Origin of the sequence: Pseudoxanthomonas sp. (assembly GCF_036845285.1) — a bacterium.
In the GTDB taxonomy this organism is placed as follows: Bacteria; Pseudomonadota; Gammaproteobacteria; order Xanthomonadales; family Xanthomonadaceae; genus Pseudoxanthomonas_A.
Genome location: NZ_DAIUEE010000003.1, coordinates 62,628 through 76,884, shown reverse-complemented (window position 1 = coordinate 76,884; position 14,257 = coordinate 62,628). Strand labels below are relative to the sequence as shown.

The 14,257-nt window shown below is 68.1% G+C and carries 14 protein-coding genes; 6 read left to right on the top strand and 8 right to left on the bottom strand.

Annotation, left to right across the window (positions count from 1 at the left end):
• Window positions 1-6 precede the first annotated feature (6 nt).
• The 5 genes from uppS to V7060_RS05005 form a co-directional block, all read right to left on the bottom strand.
• A complete protein-coding gene (uppS, locus tag V7060_RS05025) occupies window positions 7-759 on the bottom strand; it encodes a polyprenyl diphosphate synthase (RefSeq protein ID WP_334178161.1) in 753 nt (250 codons plus the stop codon).
• Window positions 760-767: 8 nt separating this feature from the next.
• Window positions 768-1,325, bottom strand: a complete 558-nt coding sequence (gene frr, locus V7060_RS05020) for a ribosome recycling factor (protein ID WP_334178160.1) — start codon at window positions 1,323-1,325, stop codon at window positions 768-770.
• A 77-nt stretch (window positions 1,326-1,402) separates the two neighbouring features.
• On the bottom strand, window positions 1,403-2,332 hold the full coding sequence (locus tag V7060_RS05015) for a cation diffusion facilitator family transporter (RefSeq protein WP_334178159.1): 930 nt from the start codon (window positions 2,330-2,332) through the stop codon (window positions 1,403-1,405).
• Between the two features lie 170 nt (window positions 2,333-2,502).
• Window positions 2,503-3,228 (bottom strand): UMP kinase, encoded by a 726-nt coding sequence (gene pyrH, locus V7060_RS05010; protein ID WP_334178158.1) that lies wholly within the window; start codon window positions 3,226-3,228, stop codon window positions 2,503-2,505.
• A 52-nt stretch (window positions 3,229-3,280) separates the two neighbouring features.
• Window positions 3,281-3,664, bottom strand: coding sequence for a cupin domain-containing protein (locus tag V7060_RS05005; protein WP_334178157.1), 384 nt, complete (start codon window positions 3,662-3,664; stop codon window positions 3,281-3,283).
• Between the two features lie 34 nt (window positions 3,665-3,698).
• Between V7060_RS05005 and V7060_RS05000 the strand changes: the two genes are divergently transcribed.
• Window positions 3,699-4,394 carry an AIM24 family protein gene (locus tag V7060_RS05000; protein WP_334178401.1) on the top strand — a complete coding sequence of 232 codons (696 nt, stop codon included), beginning with the start codon at window positions 3,699-3,701 and terminating at the stop codon, window positions 4,392-4,394.
• Between the two features lie 22 nt (window positions 4,395-4,416).
• Here the strand turns inward: V7060_RS05000 and V7060_RS04995 are convergent, their stop codons facing one another.
• The 3 genes from V7060_RS04995 to rpsB all read right to left on the bottom strand — a co-directional run bounded on the left by V7060_RS04995 (window position 4,417) and on the right by rpsB (window position 8,004).
• Entirely contained in the window at window positions 4,417-5,910 is a 1,494-nt protein-coding gene (locus V7060_RS04995) for a GGDEF domain-containing protein (protein WP_334178156.1), read from the bottom strand.
• 214 nt (window positions 5,911-6,124) lie between these two features.
• Window positions 6,125-7,003, bottom strand: coding sequence for a translation elongation factor Ts (tsf, locus tag V7060_RS04990; RefSeq protein ID WP_334178155.1), 879 nt, complete (start codon window positions 7,001-7,003; stop codon window positions 6,125-6,127).
• A gap of 197 nt (window positions 7,004-7,200) precedes the next feature.
• The gene (rpsB, locus tag V7060_RS04985; RefSeq protein ID WP_334178154.1) at window positions 7,201-8,004 is read right to left on the bottom strand and encodes a 30S ribosomal protein S2; all 804 of its coding nucleotides are present in this window, start codon (window positions 8,002-8,004) and stop codon (window positions 7,201-7,203) included.
• Between the two features lie 322 nt (window positions 8,005-8,326).
• On the opposite strand from rpsB, the gene map reads away from it, so the two are divergent.
• From map to dapE, 5 genes are read left to right on the top strand one after another with little or no spacing between them, the layout of a single operon-like run.
• Window positions 8,327-9,103, top strand: coding sequence for a type I methionyl aminopeptidase (gene map, locus V7060_RS04980; RefSeq protein WP_334178153.1), 777 nt, complete (start codon window positions 8,327-8,329; stop codon window positions 9,101-9,103).
• Between the two features lie 44 nt (window positions 9,104-9,147).
• Complete coding sequence (glnD, locus tag V7060_RS04975) at window positions 9,148-11,739, top strand: [protein-PII] uridylyltransferase (RefSeq protein ID WP_334178400.1); 2,592 nt, start codon at window positions 9,148-9,150, stop codon at window positions 11,737-11,739.
• Between the two features lie 21 nt (window positions 11,740-11,760).
• A complete protein-coding gene (gene dapD, locus V7060_RS04970; RefSeq protein ID WP_334178152.1) occupies window positions 11,761-12,612 on the top strand; it encodes a 2,3,4,5-tetrahydropyridine-2,6-dicarboxylate N-succinyltransferase in 852 nt (283 codons plus the stop codon).
• A 4-nt stretch (window positions 12,613-12,616) separates the two neighbouring features.
• A complete protein-coding gene (locus V7060_RS04965; RefSeq protein ID WP_334178151.1) occupies window positions 12,617-12,976 on the top strand; it encodes a Spx/MgsR family RNA polymerase-binding regulatory protein in 360 nt (119 codons plus the stop codon).
• Entirely contained in the window at window positions 12,973-14,115 is a 1,143-nt protein-coding gene (gene dapE, locus V7060_RS04960) for a succinyl-diaminopimelate desuccinylase (RefSeq protein ID WP_334178150.1), read from the top strand. Before V7060_RS04965 ends, dapE begins: the two co-directional genes overlap by 4 nt.
• The last annotated feature ends 142 nt before the right edge of the window (window positions 14,116-14,257 follow it).

Here is a 14,257-nt window from a genome sequence, read left to right as displayed (position 1 = left end):
TCGCTCTCATGCAGGGCTGCTCTCGGTGGCGCTGCCGGCGACTTGTGCGCTGGTCAGGCCGAAGCGGCGCTCGCGCTGCGCGAAATCGTCCAGCGCGCGCTGCAGCAGCGCGGTGTCCAGGTCGGGCCACAGCACGTCGGTGAACCAGAGTTCGGTGTACGCCAGCTGCCACAGCAGGAAGTTGCTGATGCGGTGGTCGCCGCCGGTGCGGATGAAGAGGTCGGGCGGCGGCAGGTCGGCCAGCGCGACGTGCGCACCCAGTGCGGTCTCGTCGATGTCCTCGGGCCGCAACCGGCCCGCCGCGACCTCGGCAGCGAGCGCACGTGCGGCATGCGCGATGTCCTGGCGCCCGCCGTAACTGGCGGCGATCACGAGGTGCAGGCGTGCATTGTCGCGGGTCAGCGCCTCGGCCCCATCCATGCGGGCACGGATGTCGGCGGAAAAGCGGGTGCGGTCGCCGATGAAGCGCACGCGCACCTGGCGCCGGTGCAGTTCGTCGACCTCGCGATCGAGCGCGTTGAGGAACAGCTTCATCAACGCGCCGACCTCTTCCTCGGGCCGTCCCCAGTTCTCGCTGGAAAACGCGAACAGGGTCAGTGCGCCGATGCCGCGCTCGAGGCAGAAGTCGATGCAGACATTCACCGCGCGCGCGCCGGCGCGATGGCCGATCACGCGTGGGCGACGCCGGCGCTCCGCCCATCGTCCATTGCCGTCCATGATGACGGCCAGGTGGCGGGGCACGGGCACGGCAGGGGACATGGCGGTCCTCAGACCGCCATCAGTTCCTGTTCCTTGGCCTTGACGACGTCGTCGACGTCCTTGATGGACTTGTCGGTGAGCTTCTGGATCTCGTCTTCGGTCCGGCGCTCTTCGTCCTCGGTGATCTGCTTGTCCTTCAGCAGGTCCTTGACCTGCTGGTTGGCATCGCGACGGATGTTGCGGATCGCGACCTTGGTGTCCTCGCCTTCGCCATGGACGACCTTGGACAGCTCCTTGCGGCGCTCCTCGGTGAGGGCGGGCAGGTTCAGGCGGATGGTGGTGCCCGCGGTGTTCGGGGTCAGACCCAGGTCGGAGGCCAGGATGGCCTTTTCGACGGCGCTGACCATCTGCTTTTCCCACGGCGTGATGACCAGCGAGCGGGAATCGGCGATCGAGACGGTGGCCACCTGGCTCAGCGGCATGTCGGAGCCGTAGTAGTTGACCTTCAGGTGCTCGACCAGGGCAGTCGACGCACGGCCGGTGCGGACCTTCACCAGGGTGTGGCGGAGCGCTTCGATGCTCTTGGTCATGCGCGCCTGCGCGTCTTTCTTGATGTCGTTGAGCATCGCCCTTTCCGTTGCAAAGCCTGTAAACGACCGATTATAGGGCGTTTGCCGGCCCTTGCCGACCGCCAGTGCACCGTTCAGTGCGAATGATGCGGCGCGGCATCGTGCAGATCGTGGCCGCAGCCGGCGCCCCGTTCGATCTGCAAGGTGGCGTGGTTGATGCCGAACCGGTCGTCCAGCGCATGCAGCGTGGCATCGATGAAGGCATCGTGGTCGTCCTCGCGAGGTCGTACCAGGTGCGCGGTCAGGGCGATCTCGTTCGCGCCCAGCGACCAGATATGCAGGTGGTGCACGGCCGACACGCCAGGCTGTTCCTGCAGGAACACGCGGACATCGTCGTGGTCCACGCTGCCCGGCACGGCATCCATCGCGGCGTCGAAACTGTCGCGAAGCAGGCCCCAGGAGCCTACTGCGACCACGATCGCGATCAACAGGGCCGTGGCGGGATCCAGCCACGCCCATCCCAGGGTGGCCATGCCCACGCCGGCCAGCACGGCAGCCAGCGACACGGCGGCATCGGCCATCAGGTGCAGGAAGGCACCGCGCTTGTTCAGGTCGTGCGCATGACCATCCTTCACCAGCCAGGCGGCGCCCAGGTTGACCAGGATGCCCAGCGAGGCGACCACAATGACGGGCGTGGCGGGAATCTCGGGAGGCGCGCTGAAGCGCCGCAACGCTTCCCAGCCCAGCGCGCCGGAGAAGACGACCAGCAGGATGGCGTTGGCCAGCGGAGACAGCAGGGTCGCGCGGCGCCAGCCGTAGGTGTGCCGGCCGCGCGGTGGCCGGCCCGCCAGTGCGGCGGCAGCCCAGGCCAGCGCCAGTCCGAGCACGTCGCCCAAGTTGTGCAGCGCGTCCGACAGCAGTGCCAGCGAATTGGTGTGGAAACCGTAGCCCGCCTCGAGGAGGGTGTAGGCGAGGTTGATCAGCGTGACCCACGCGAACGTGCGCGTCGCCGATGCCTGTGGATGGGCGTGCGCCCCGTGTCCGTGATGATGCCCGTGTCCCATGGCGGGCTAGGGTGCCTGCGGGAGTGGGGCGAACACTATTACAGCCGTGATTGCAGGCGTTGCATCGCGGCGGCCCGCCCTCGCCCCGTGCCCGCTCCCGCGGGGAGAGGGGGAGTCGATGCCATGTGGGATCGGCTTCGGGTCGCAGTGCGACCCCGCGATGCCGTGTGTCAGCCGCGTCCCTTTACGAGGGTGCCGACGTGCTCGCCGCGCAGGATGCGCATCAGATTGCCCGGCACGGACAGGTCGTAGATGCGCAGCGGCACGTCGCTGTCGCGGCACAGGGCGAAGGCGGCGGTATCCATCACCTGCAGGTCGCGGGCGATCACGTCGTCGTAGGTCAACTGGTCGTAGCGCACGGCATCGGCGTGCTTGCTGGGGTCCTTGTCGTAGACGCCGTCCACCTTGGTCGCCTTCAGCAGCAGGTCCGCACCGATCTCGATCGCGCGCAGGGCAGCGCCGGAGTCGGTGGTGAAGAACGGGTTGCCGGTGCCGGCCGCGAAGATCGCGATGCGGCCCTTCTCCAGGTGGCGGATGGCGCGGCGGCGGATGTAGTCCTCGCACACGTCGTTGATCTTGATGGCGCTCATCACCCGGCACTTCGCGCCCAGCTTCTCCAGCGCGTCCTGCATGGCCAGTGCGTTGATGACCGTGGCCAGCATGCCCATCTGGTCGCCGGTCACCCGGTCCATGCCGCCGGCGGCCAGGCCGGCGCCGCGGAAGATGTTGCCGCCGCCGATCACCAGGCCTACCTCTGCCCCGGCGTCGCGTGCCTCGATGATCTCGCGGGCGATGCGGGTGATGACGGCCGGATCGATGCCGTAGTCCTCCGCCCCCATCAGCGCCTCGCCGGACAGCTTGAGCAGGATGCGGCGATACATGAGCGGTGCGGGCATGGGGGTCTCGGCGTGGGGGCAAACAGCGCAATTCTAGCCGAGAGCCCGCCCCTCAGTCGCCGGGTTCGTAGATCGCGTAGAGCTTGCGGGCCGTTTCCAGCACTTCCCACGTGCCTGTGAAGCCCGCCGGCACGACGAAACTCTGGCCCGCTTCCAGCAGCACGTCGCTGCCGTCGTCCCCGCGAAGACGCACGCGTCCACGCAGCAGGTGGCAGAACTCGTGCTCGGTGTACCGCACGCGCCACTGGCCCGCCTCACCCTCCCACACGCCGCAGTGGAAGCGTTGGTCGGGGGCCGAATAGGCATTGGCCGCTGCCTGCGACGGATGGCCCGACAGCAGGCGATCGGCGGCGACGGGCTCGCGCGGGACGTCGTCCAGTGCGTGGGAAACAGCGACGATGACGGGCATGTGGTCCTCCAGGGTGGCGTCTATCATGGTGGCCCTGTCCGCCCCGCATCAAGGCATGGTCATGAGCGTGCGCACGCTGCAGGAATTCCTCGCCTCGTCCCGCGAAAAGGACGCCAGCCCCGAGGCGTTCGAACTGGAAAGTCCGCACCTGCTCGAAGTACGGCTGAACGGTCTGGTCTGGGCCAAGGCCGGCGCAATGGTCGCGCGCAAGGGCACGGTGAAGTTCACCCGCCAGGGCGTGCTGGAGCAGGGCCTGGGCAACCTGCTGAAGAAAGCGGTCAGCGGCGAGGGCATGCAGCTGATGAAGATCGAAGGCCAGGGACGTGTCTACCTGGCCGACGCCGGCAAGCGGATTACCCTGCTGCGGTTGGCCGGCGAATCCATTTTCGTCAACGGCAACGACGTGCTGGCGGTGGAGTCGGGCATCGAGAGCCGCATCACGATGATGCGCAAGGTCGCCGGCATGCTGTCCGGCGGGCTGTTCAACGTGCGCCTGGGCGGGCACGGCATCGTGGCCATCACCTCGCATTGCGAGCCGCTGACGCTGCCGGTGAACGCGCAGACCGGGCCGGTGTTCACCGATCCCAATGCAACGGTGGCGTGGTCGGGCGGCCTGACGCCGGAGATCATCACCGACATCTCGTTCGGCACGCTGCTGGGCCGTGGATCGGGTGAAAGCATCCAGCTGCGGTTCGCGGGCGAGGGCTGGGTGGTGGTGCAGCCGTACGAGGAAGTGGCGCTGCAGGTACGGCAGTAGCCGCGGCTTCCCGCGACGGAACTCAGGTGCCGACCGTCCCTGCCGAAACCCGGTTGCGACCCTGCCGCTTGGCGCCATAGAGCGCTTCGTCCGCCGCACGCAACAGATCGTCGACATGGCGGAACTGTTCCAGCGCACCTTGCGTCGCGAGGCCGGCGGAGAAGGTGATGTGCAGTGGTTGGCCGTTGACGTGCGCCATCGCCACGCTCGCGACCTCCGACAGGATGCGCCGCACCACTTGGGCCGCGGCGTCTTCGTTGATGCCCGGCAACACCACCAGGAATTCCTCGCCGCCGTAGCGGGCGACGATGTCGCTGCTGCGCACGTGCCGCATCAACGCCTTGGCGAAGTTGCGCAGCACGTCGTCGCCCACCAGGTGGCCCCAGCGGTCGTTGACCTGCTTGAAGTCGTCCAGGTCGATGAAGGCGATCGACAGGGGCCAGCCGTGGCGCGTGGCGGCGTCGAACTCCTTCTCCAGCACCTCTTCCAGCTGGCTGCGGTTGTAGGCGCCGGTCAGCGGGTCGCGCCGCACTTCTTCGGCCAGGCGGCGCGCGCGGTCTTCGTGTTCGTCGGCTTCCTTGCGCGCGCGAGCCGCTTCCTGGATCTCGCGCAGGTTGCGCACCACCAGCAGTTCGCGCGCCTGCTCCAGCAGGGCCTGGATGCGGGCGGGCGGCGCTGGCGGCACGTCGAACATGGCGCAGACCTCCGGGAGGGCGGCGATCATGTCCTCGGTCAACGCAAGGAACGTCGCGTAGTCCAGCCCGAGGCGCGTCGCGGCCTGCAGCGCCGCGTGCCGATGCGCTGCTTCGGTACGTGCTTCGTCGGCACCGGCGAGCCAGATGTCGGCGACATGGCCGGACACCGCGACGCAGGCATTGAACGTGGTGTCCGACGCGGGGGACTCGCTCTCGATGACGGCTTCCCGCAGCAGGGCCGGCAGGTTCCATTGCCGCGCCAGCCAGCCGCCCACGGCGGCGTGGTCGCTGCCCAGCCATTCGCGCTCGGCTGCCAGCAGCGCGGCGTTGTCGTCGGCCTGCTCGACGAGTCGTGCATAGTCTTCGCCCAGCACGTCCAGCAGCGCCAGCATGCCGATGTCCTGCAACAGGCCGGCCAGCATCAGTTCCTCGGCCTTGCGCATGCCGGCGTGCTGGCCCAGCAGGCGGCACGCCAGCGCGGCGATGACGCTGCGGCGCCAGACGCGCTCCTGTGCAGCGGGGTGGCTGCCGCTGCCGCAGCGGGCGAGCGAAAACCCGAGCGCCAGCGTCAGGGTCGCGTTGAGGCCGAGCACCGTGAGCGCCTGCGAGAGGTTCTCGACGCGGCGGCGGCTGGCGTAGAGCGGGGAGTTGGCGATGCGCAGCATGCGTGCGCTGAGCGCCGCATCCAGGCCGATCGCGTCGGCCGCCGTCGCCATCACCACCTCGGGATCCTGCGCAAGCTCGATGATGCGCAACGCCACGCCCGGCGGGCTGGGCAGGTTGCGGCAGTTCGAGAGCTGGGATTCGAGTTCGGGACGCATCCGGGTGCGCACTACGCTGAAGGAAAGTGGCGGGCAGCATGCCAGCAAAGCGTGACCGAATGTCAGCTTTGTAAACAGTTTCGGCGAAGATTGGGCAAACTTTAGTCGCGGGCGACGAGTGGTCGTGCGACGCGACGACGCAGGCTACGCGCATCGCGGGAAAAGAAAAAGCCGCGGTTTCCCGCGGCTTTTCCGGTGAAGCGGAGCGGTTGGCTTACGCCAGGCCGGCCTGCTTCATCACTTCGGCGGCGTAGTCTTCCACCACCTTCTCGATGCCTTCGCCGACCACCAGGCGCTGGAAGCCGACCACGTCGGCGCCGGCGGCCTTGACCACCTGTTCGACCGACTTGTCGCTGTCCAGCACGTACGGCTGGCCGTACAGGGTGACTTCGTTGACGATCTTGTTGATCTTGCCGGAGATGATCTTCTCCAGGATGTCGGCCGGCTTGGCCTTGTCCTTGTCCGACATCTTGGCCAGCTCGATTTCCTTTTCCTTCGCCACGAACTCGGCCGGCACGTCGGCCGCCTTGTTGTGCGGGGGGTTCATCGCGGCGATGTGCATCGCCAGGCCGCGGGCCAGGTCGGCGTCGCCGCCCTTGACCTCGACCAGCACGCCGATCTTGCCGCCGTGCACGTAGGCCGCGACGTTGTTGGCGCTGTCGATAGCGACCAGGCGACGGATCTGCATGTTCTCGCCCAGCTTGGCGATGGCGGCGGCGCGAGCTTCCTCGACGGTCTCGCCCGAAGCCAGCTTGGCGCTCTTCAGCGCTTCCACGTCGGCGGCGCCCGAGGTCAGCGCGGCCAGCGCGATGGCGTCGGTGAAGGCGATGAAGTTGGCGTCCTTGGCGACGAAGTCGGTCTCGGAGTTGATCTCGACCAGCACGGCCTTGCCGCCGTCCTGGGCGACCGCGATGCGGCCTTCGGCGGCCACGCGGCCGGCCTTCTTGTCGGCCTTGGCCAGGCCCTGCTTGCGCAGCCACTCGGCCGCGACGTCGATGTCGCCGTTGTTCTCGGTGAGCGCCTTCTTGCACTCCATCATGCCGGCGCCGGTGCGCTCGCGCAGTTCCTTGACCAGGGAAGCGGTGATTTCCACGGGATTACCTCTGTTTGGATTGGCAAAGCCCCTCTCCCGTCGGGAGAGGGGTTGGGGTGAGGGTCCGGGGGAGTCGCGACGCATCGAGCGCCAGCGTGCTTCCCGTACCCTCATCCGCCCTTCGGGCACCTTCTCCGGAGGGGAGAAGGAAGAACATGGACCGCCGCGCAGCATGGCGCGGCGGCGTTGCAGCCGGATTACTCGGCGGCGGCTTCGTCGGACTTCTTGCCGGCGGCCTTCTTGGCCGGGGCGCGACGGGCGCCCTTGTCGTCGCCGCCTTCGGCGAACTCTTCCTCGCGCACGGTGGCGGCGTTCGGCGAAGCGGCCTTGCCTTCCAGCACGGCGTCGGCGGCGGCGCGGGCGTACAGCTGCACCGCGCGGATGGCGTCGTCGTTGCCGGGGATGGCGTAGTCGACCAGGGCCGGATCGTAGTTCGAGTCGACCACCGCGATCACCGGGATGCCGAGCTTCTTGGCTTCCTTGATGGCGATGTCTTCATGGCCGATGTCGATGACGAACAGGGCGTCCGGCAGGCGGTTCATGTCCTTGATGCCGCCCAGCGAGGCCAGCAGCTTCTCGCGCTCGCGGCGCAGGCCCAGCACTTCGTGCTTGACCAGCTTCTCGAAGGTGCCGTCGGTCTCGGCGGCTTCCAGTTCCTTCAGGCGGGCGACCGACTTCTTCACGGTGGCGAAGTTGGTCAGCGTGCCGCCCAGCCAGCGCTGGGTCATGAACGGCATGCCGCAACGCTCGGCTTCTTCCTTCATGGACTCGCGCGCGCTGCGCTTGGTGCCCAGGAACAGGATGGTGCCGCGCTTCTGCGCGACGCCCGAGATGAAGTTCATCGCGTCGTTGAACAGCGGAACGGTCTTCTCGAGGTTGATGATGTGGATCTTGCCGCGGGCACCGAAGATGTACGGCGCCATCTTGGGGTTCCAGTAGCGGGTCTGGTGGCCGAAATGGACGCCGGCTTCCAGCATCTGGCGCATGGTGACTTGGGGCATTGCGATAACTCCATCGAAGGGGAACCCACCGTCCGGTTCTATGGAGGACGGCGCCGGTGAAGGCGGGGTTCCGGGGTTGGGCCTCCCTGCGGCTTCCGTGTCCGAACCCTTCAGCGAAGGGCACCCCGGCACGGGTTGGGGCAGCAGGTGTGGATTCGTCGGTGTCGCCCGACGTGGGCGGTCCGGCCGGGCGGACCCGGGCACGAAGCCGCGGGATTATAGCGGCCTTTCCCGCACCGTCGCAAACCGGCGGAACGGCCGCGGCATGCGTCGATGCGGCCGGGCCGTTCAGCCGCGGCGCCAAATGGGGGATAATCGGCCAATGGCCATCCAGCTCAAGACCCCCGAAGACCTCGCCCAGATGCGCATCGCCGGCCGGCTCGCCGCCGAAGTGCTGCAGGTGGTCGCCCCGCACGTGAAGCCGGGCGTGACCACCGCCGAACTGGACCGCATCTGCCACGATCATGTCGTCAACGTGCAGAAGGCCATCCCGGCCAACGTGGGCTACAAGGGCTTCCCGGCGACGGTCTGTACCTCGGTCAACAACGTCATCTGCCACGGCATCCCAAGCGAAGGGAAGGTGCTGAAGGACGGCGACATCGTCAATATCGACGTCACCGTCATCAAGGACGGCTGGCACGGGGATACCAGCCGCATGTACCTGGTCGGCACCCCGTCGGTGATGGCCAAGCGGCTGGTGGACACCACCCGCGAGGCCATGTTCCGTGGCATCCGCGCGGTGAAGCCGGGCGCCACGCTGGGTGACGTGGGCCATGCGATCCAGCAGTACGCCGAGGCCGAACGCTTCAGCGTGGTGCGCGAGTACTGCGGCCACGGCATCGGCAAGGTCTACCACGACGAACCGCAGGTGCTGCATTACGGCCGCCCGGGCGAAGGCGTGGTGCTGAAGCCGGGCATGACCTTCACCATCGAACCGATGATCAACGAGGGCGCGCGGCACACCCGCGTGCTGCCGGACGGCTGGACCGTGGTCACCAAGGACCGCAAGTTGTCCGCCCAGTGGGAGCACACGGTCGCGGTGATCGAGGACGGCGTCGAGATCCTGACCCGCGTGCCGGGCGACGACAACGACCTGTGAGCACCCCTGCAGCCGCGAACGGACAGGCGACGCGGCTTCCGGACATCGGCCCGGACGCCGCCGATGATGCGGCCTGGTCGGCGGCGGCGCGTACCTCGCTGGGCCATACCGATGCACGGCTGGACAAGCGCTTCGACCACGACGACGGCATGGACCGCATCCTCGCGCTGCGTGCGCGGGCGGTCGACCATTTGCTGAAGGAGGCGTGGGCGCGCTGCATCCCGGCGGATGCGCCGATGGCGCTGTTCGCGGTCGGTGGATACGGCCGCGGTGAACTGTTCCCGCATTCCGACGTCGACGTGCTGGTGCTGGCGTCGCCCGGCGCACAGCAGGCCCAGCACGACGCCGTCGCGCGCCTGTTCGCGCTGCTGTGGGATGCCGGCCTGCCGATCAGCCACAGCGTGCGCTCGGCAGGCGAATGCACGGCGGCGGCCGCCGACCAGAGCGTGCTGACCGCGCTGATCGAAGAGCGGTTGATCGTCGGCGAGCCGGTCGACGAAGGCCTGCTGATCGATGCGATCGGCCCGGCCCGCGTCTGGCCGCCGCGCGACTTCTTCGTCGCCAAGCGCGAGGAGTTGCGCATCCGCCACGCGCGCTTCGGCGATACGTCCGACAACCTCGAACCCAACATCAAGGAAGGTCCCGGCGGCCTGCGTGACCTGCACACGCTGGGCTGGATGGCGCTGCGCACGTTCGGCGTGCGCGACCTGGAGGCGCTGGTGGGTCTGGGCCACCTCGGCCCGGACGAGGCCGCCGCACTGGCGCGCGAACGGCGTGCGCTGGGGCGCCTGCGCTACGGCCTGCACCGCGTGGCCGGACGGCCCGAGGAGCGCCTGCGCTTCGACTACCAGAAGACGCTGGCACTGCGGCTGGGCTTTGCCGACGACGCCGAAAACCTCGGCGTCGAGAAGATGATGCAGGGCTTCTACCGCAGTGCGGCGATCGTGCGGCGGATCAGCGACCGCCTGCTGCAGCGGTTCGAGGAGCAGTTCGACGGCGAAGCGCTGCCCGAGGCGCTGGACGAGCAGTTCTCGCTGCGCCGCGGTTACCTTGCCGCGCGGCAGGGTGGCTGGCCGGCGAACGATGTCGGCCAGGTGTTCGCATTGTTCGCAGCGTGGGCAGCGCATCCGCAGGTCCGTGGCTTGCATTCGCGCACCGCGCGTGCGTTGGCCGAATCGTTGCCGACGCTGTCCGCGTATCCCGCCGCCACGCGTGCGCAACGCGATGCCTTCATGGCCCTGCTGCGCGGTCCGCGCGCGGTGGAAACCCTCACGCGCATGGCGCGCCTGGGCGTGCTGGGGCAGTGGATCCCGGCGTTCGCACGGGTCTCCGGGCGCATGCAGTTCGACCTGTTCCATGTCTATACCGTCGACCAGCACACGCTGATGGTGCTGCGGAACATCGCGGCGTTCGCCGCGGGTCGTGCCGACGAGCGCTTTTCCATCGCGCATGAAGTCTGGCCGCGCCTGCGCAAGCCGGAACTGCTGCTGCTGGCGGGCCTGTTCCACGACATCGCCAAGGGGCGCGGCGGCGACCATTCGGAACTGGGTGCGGTGGATGCGCGCGAGTTCTGCGCGGCGCATGCGCTCAGCGAGGCCGACAGCGCGCTGGTGGCCTGGCTGGTCGAGCAGCACCTGCGCATGTCGGTGACGGCGCAGAAGCAGGACATTTCGGATCCGGACGTCATCCACGCCTTCGCCGCCCTGGTGGAGGACCGCGAGCGCCTCGACTATCTGTACCTGCTGACCTGCGCGGACATCGCCGGCACCAGTCCCAAGCTGTGGAATGCGTGGAAGGACCGGCTGCTGGCGGACCTGTACTTCGCCGCGCGCCGGGTGCTGCGCGAGGGCCTGGAGAATCCGGTGGCCGTGGGTGAACGGTTGGACGAGGCTCGCGGCAGCGTGCGTGCGCTGCTGGAGTTGCAGGGCCTGTCGGCGGCGCAGGCGGACGCGCTGTTCACGACGATGCCGGAGGAGAGCTTCCTTCGCTTCCGTCCCGAACAGCTGGCGTGGCAGACGCATGCCATCCGCGGCGCCACGCCGGGCGAGACGCGGGTGCGCGCACGACGCATCGCCGACGATGCGGACGCGATGGAAGTGTTCGTGCATTCGCCGGACCGCGACGGCCTGTTCGCCGCCATTCTCGCCACCCTCGACCGCATGGGCTTCGCCATCCACCAGGCGCGCGTGCTGGTGGGGCCGCAGGGCGCGGTCTTCGATACGTTCGAAGTGCTGCCGGCCGATACGTATGCGCCGCGCGACCCCGAAGACGTCCAGCGCACGCTCGGCATCGCCCTGGCGCGGCCGCTGGACAGCGTACGCACGTCGCGCCGCGCGGTGCCGCGCCAGCTCAAGCATTTCCGTTTCGCGCCGCGCATCGAGTTGGGCACCACGCCGGACGGGCGCCGTACCGTCCTCGGCTTCGTCGCGCCCGACCGCCCCGGCCTGCTGTCGGACGTGGCCCAGGTGCTGCGCCGGCAGGGACTGCGCGTGCACGACGCGCGCATCGCGACCTTCGGCGAACGTGCGGAGGACGTGTTCCAGATCACCGACGAGCACGACCAGCCGCTCACCGACCCCTCATTGCAGGACGCGCTGCGCGATGCGCTGCGCGCCGGCCTCGACACTCCCCCCTGATCCGATCCGGCAGAACCTTTGATGACCCGCAAAGCCAGCAAGAACGAAGAACTGAAGTCCACCATCGAAAGCGCGTTCGAGCGCCGTGCCGAACTGACGCCGGCAGAGATCGAAGGCTCCACGCGCACCGCCGTCGAACTGGCCATCGAAGGCCTGGAGAGCGGCAAGCTGCGCGTGGCGGAGCCGGACGGCAAGGGCGGCTGGAAGGTCAACGAGTGGCTGAAGAAAGCCGTGCTGCTGTACTTCCGCGTCAACGAGATGGAGCTGGTCGAAGCCTATCCCGCGCCGTTCTGGGACAAGGTCGAAGCCCGCTTCGGTGCGTTCGACGAAAACGATTTCCGCAAGCTCGGCGTGCGCGTGGTGCCGGGGGCGATCGCCCGTCGCGGCACGTACTTCGGCAAGGACGTCGTGCTGATGCCCAGCTTCGTCAACATCGGCGCCTACGTGGGCGAGGGCACGATGGTCGACACCTGGGCGACCGTCGGTTCGTGCGCGCAGATCGGCAAGCACTGCCACCTGTCGGGTGGCGCCGGCATCGGCGGCGTGCTGGAACCGCTGCAGGCCAGCCCGACCATCATCGAGGACCATTGCTTCATCGGTGCGCGTTCGGAGGTGGTCGAAGGCGTGGTCGTCGGCCATCACAGCGTGATCAGCATGGGCGTGTTCATCGGCCAGTCCACGCGCATCTACAACCGCGCCACGAAGGAAATCACCTACGGCTACGTGCCGCCGGGCAGCGTCGTGGTGTCCGGTTCGCTGCCGGCCGCCGACGGTTCGCACTCGCTGTACTGCGCGGTGATCGTCAAGCAGGTCGACAAGAAGACGCGCAGCAAGACCAGTGTCAACGAACTGCTGCGCGGGCTGGCGGACTGAGCCCATGACGACGCTTTATGGCCTGAAGAACTGCGACACCTGCAAGAAAGCGACGAAGTGGCTGGACCGTTTCGGTGTCGCATACGAATTCATCGACTACCGCGACAATCGGCAATCGCCGGAGACGCTGAAGGGCTGGGCGGATAAAGCGGGCGGTTGGGAGGCGTTGATCAACAAGTCGTCGACGACCTGGCGGCAGCTGCCGGAGAACCGCAAGACGCCCGGCTCCGATGCGGAGTGGAAACTGCTGTTGAAGGAGTATCCGCAGTTGATCCGCCGTCCGGTCGTCGTCGGCGGCGTGGCGGGCTTTTCGCAGAGCTTCAGCGACAACGGCTTCAAGAAGCAGTTCGGAGCCGGCGCGTGAGCGATGTCGTCGAACTCTCCAGCGAACTGATCCGCCGTCATTCGGTGACGCCGGACGATGCGGGCTGCCAGCAGGTGCTGGCGACGCGGCTGGCGCAGTGGGGGTTCCAGTGCGAACACCTGCGCTTCGGCGATACCGACAACCTGTGGGCCACGCACGGCAGCGGATCGCCGGTGCTGGTGCTGCTGGGCCATACCGACGTGGTACCGCCGGGTCCGCTGTCCGCCTGGACCAGCGATCCGTTCGTGCCCACCGTGCGCGATGGCGTGCTGTACGGGCGCGGCACCGCCGACATGAAGTGCAGCGTGGCCGCCTGCACGATCGCGCTGGAACGCTTCGTCGACGCGCATCCGGACCATCCCGGCACGGTCGCCCTGCTGGTCACCTCGGACGAGGAAGGTCCTGCGCACGATGGCGTGAAGAAGGTCGCCGAGCTGTTCCGCGAGCGCGGCCAGAAGATCGACTGGTGCGTCACCGGCGAGCCTTCCTCGAAGGAGGCATTGGGTGACCTGCTGCGCGTGGGTCGTCGCGGCACGCTGACCGGCACCTTGAACGTGCACGGCGTGCAGGGCCACGTGGCCTATCCGCACAAGGCGCTGAATCCCATCCACAAGGCATTGCCAGCGCTGGACGAACTGGCCGCGCGCCGGTGGGACGACGGCTACGAAACCTTCCCGCCGACCAGCCTGCAGATCTCCAACATCAACGCCGGCACCGGCGCCAGCAACGTGATTCCGGGCGAGCTGCAGCTCGTGTTCAACCTGCGCTTCAATCCCAGTTGGACAGCGGAGCGGCTGGAGCAGGAGATCGAGGGCATCCTCCGCCGGCATGGCCTGGACTACAGCATCCAGTGGCTGCGTGGCGGCGAGCCGTTCTACACACCGGAAGGCCATCTGCGCGCCACCGCGCGCGCGGTGCTGGGCGAGTTCGTCGGCGCGCCACCGGAAGAGAGCACGGCGGGCGGCACGTCCGATGCGCGTTTCATCGCCCCGCTGGGTGCGGAGTGCATCGAGGTCGGACCGGTCAATGCGAGCATCCACAAGGTCGACGAGCACATACGCGTGTCGGATCTGGAAGCATTGCCGGGCCTGTACCAGGCGCTGGTCGAACGGCTGATGCTGCCGGGACGGACCTCCTGAGACATCCGCACGGCCCGCGTCGCTTTCGGATGAAACAGTTGCCAAGCTGCGACGGGACCGGTTACGGTCGCGCCATGCCCAGTCGCACCGCCATCATCAATAACCGCAACAACCTGCGCCCGAACAATCGGACGCGGGCGAT

Coding starts and splice junctions, on each gene's coding strand:
- uppS (WP_334178161.1), bottom strand. CDS start 759: ATGTCCCCTGCCGTGCCCGTGCCCCGCCACCTGGCCGTCATCATGGAC.
- frr (WP_334178160.1), bottom strand. CDS start 1,325: ATGCTCAACGACATCAAGAAAGACGCGCAGGCGCGCATGACCAAGAGC.
- V7060_RS05015 (WP_334178159.1), bottom strand. CDS start 2,332: ATGGGACACGGGCATCATCACGGACACGGGGCGCACGCCCATCCACAG.
- pyrH (WP_334178158.1), bottom strand. CDS start 3,228: ATGCCCGCACCGCTCATGTATCGCCGCATCCTGCTCAAGCTGTCCGGC.
- V7060_RS05005 (WP_334178157.1), bottom strand. CDS start 3,664: ATGATAGACGCCACCCTGGAGGACCACATGCCCGTCATCGTCGCTGTT.
- V7060_RS05000 (WP_334178401.1), top strand. CDS start 3,699: ATGAGCGTGCGCACGCTGCAGGAATTCCTCGCCTCGTCCCGCGAAAAG.
- V7060_RS04995 (WP_334178156.1), bottom strand. CDS start 5,910: ATGCGTCCCGAACTCGAATCCCAGCTCTCGAACTGCCGCAACCTGCCC.
- rpsB (WP_334178154.1), bottom strand. CDS start 8,004: ATGCCCCAAGTCACCATGCGCCAGATGCTGGAAGCCGGCGTCCATTTC.
- map (WP_334178153.1), top strand. CDS start 8,327: ATGGCCATCCAGCTCAAGACCCCCGAAGACCTCGCCCAGATGCGCATC.
- dapD (WP_334178152.1), top strand. CDS start 11,761: ATGACCCGCAAAGCCAGCAAGAACGAAGAACTGAAGTCCACCATCGAA.
- V7060_RS04965 (WP_334178151.1), top strand. CDS start 12,617: ATGACGACGCTTTATGGCCTGAAGAACTGCGACACCTGCAAGAAAGCG.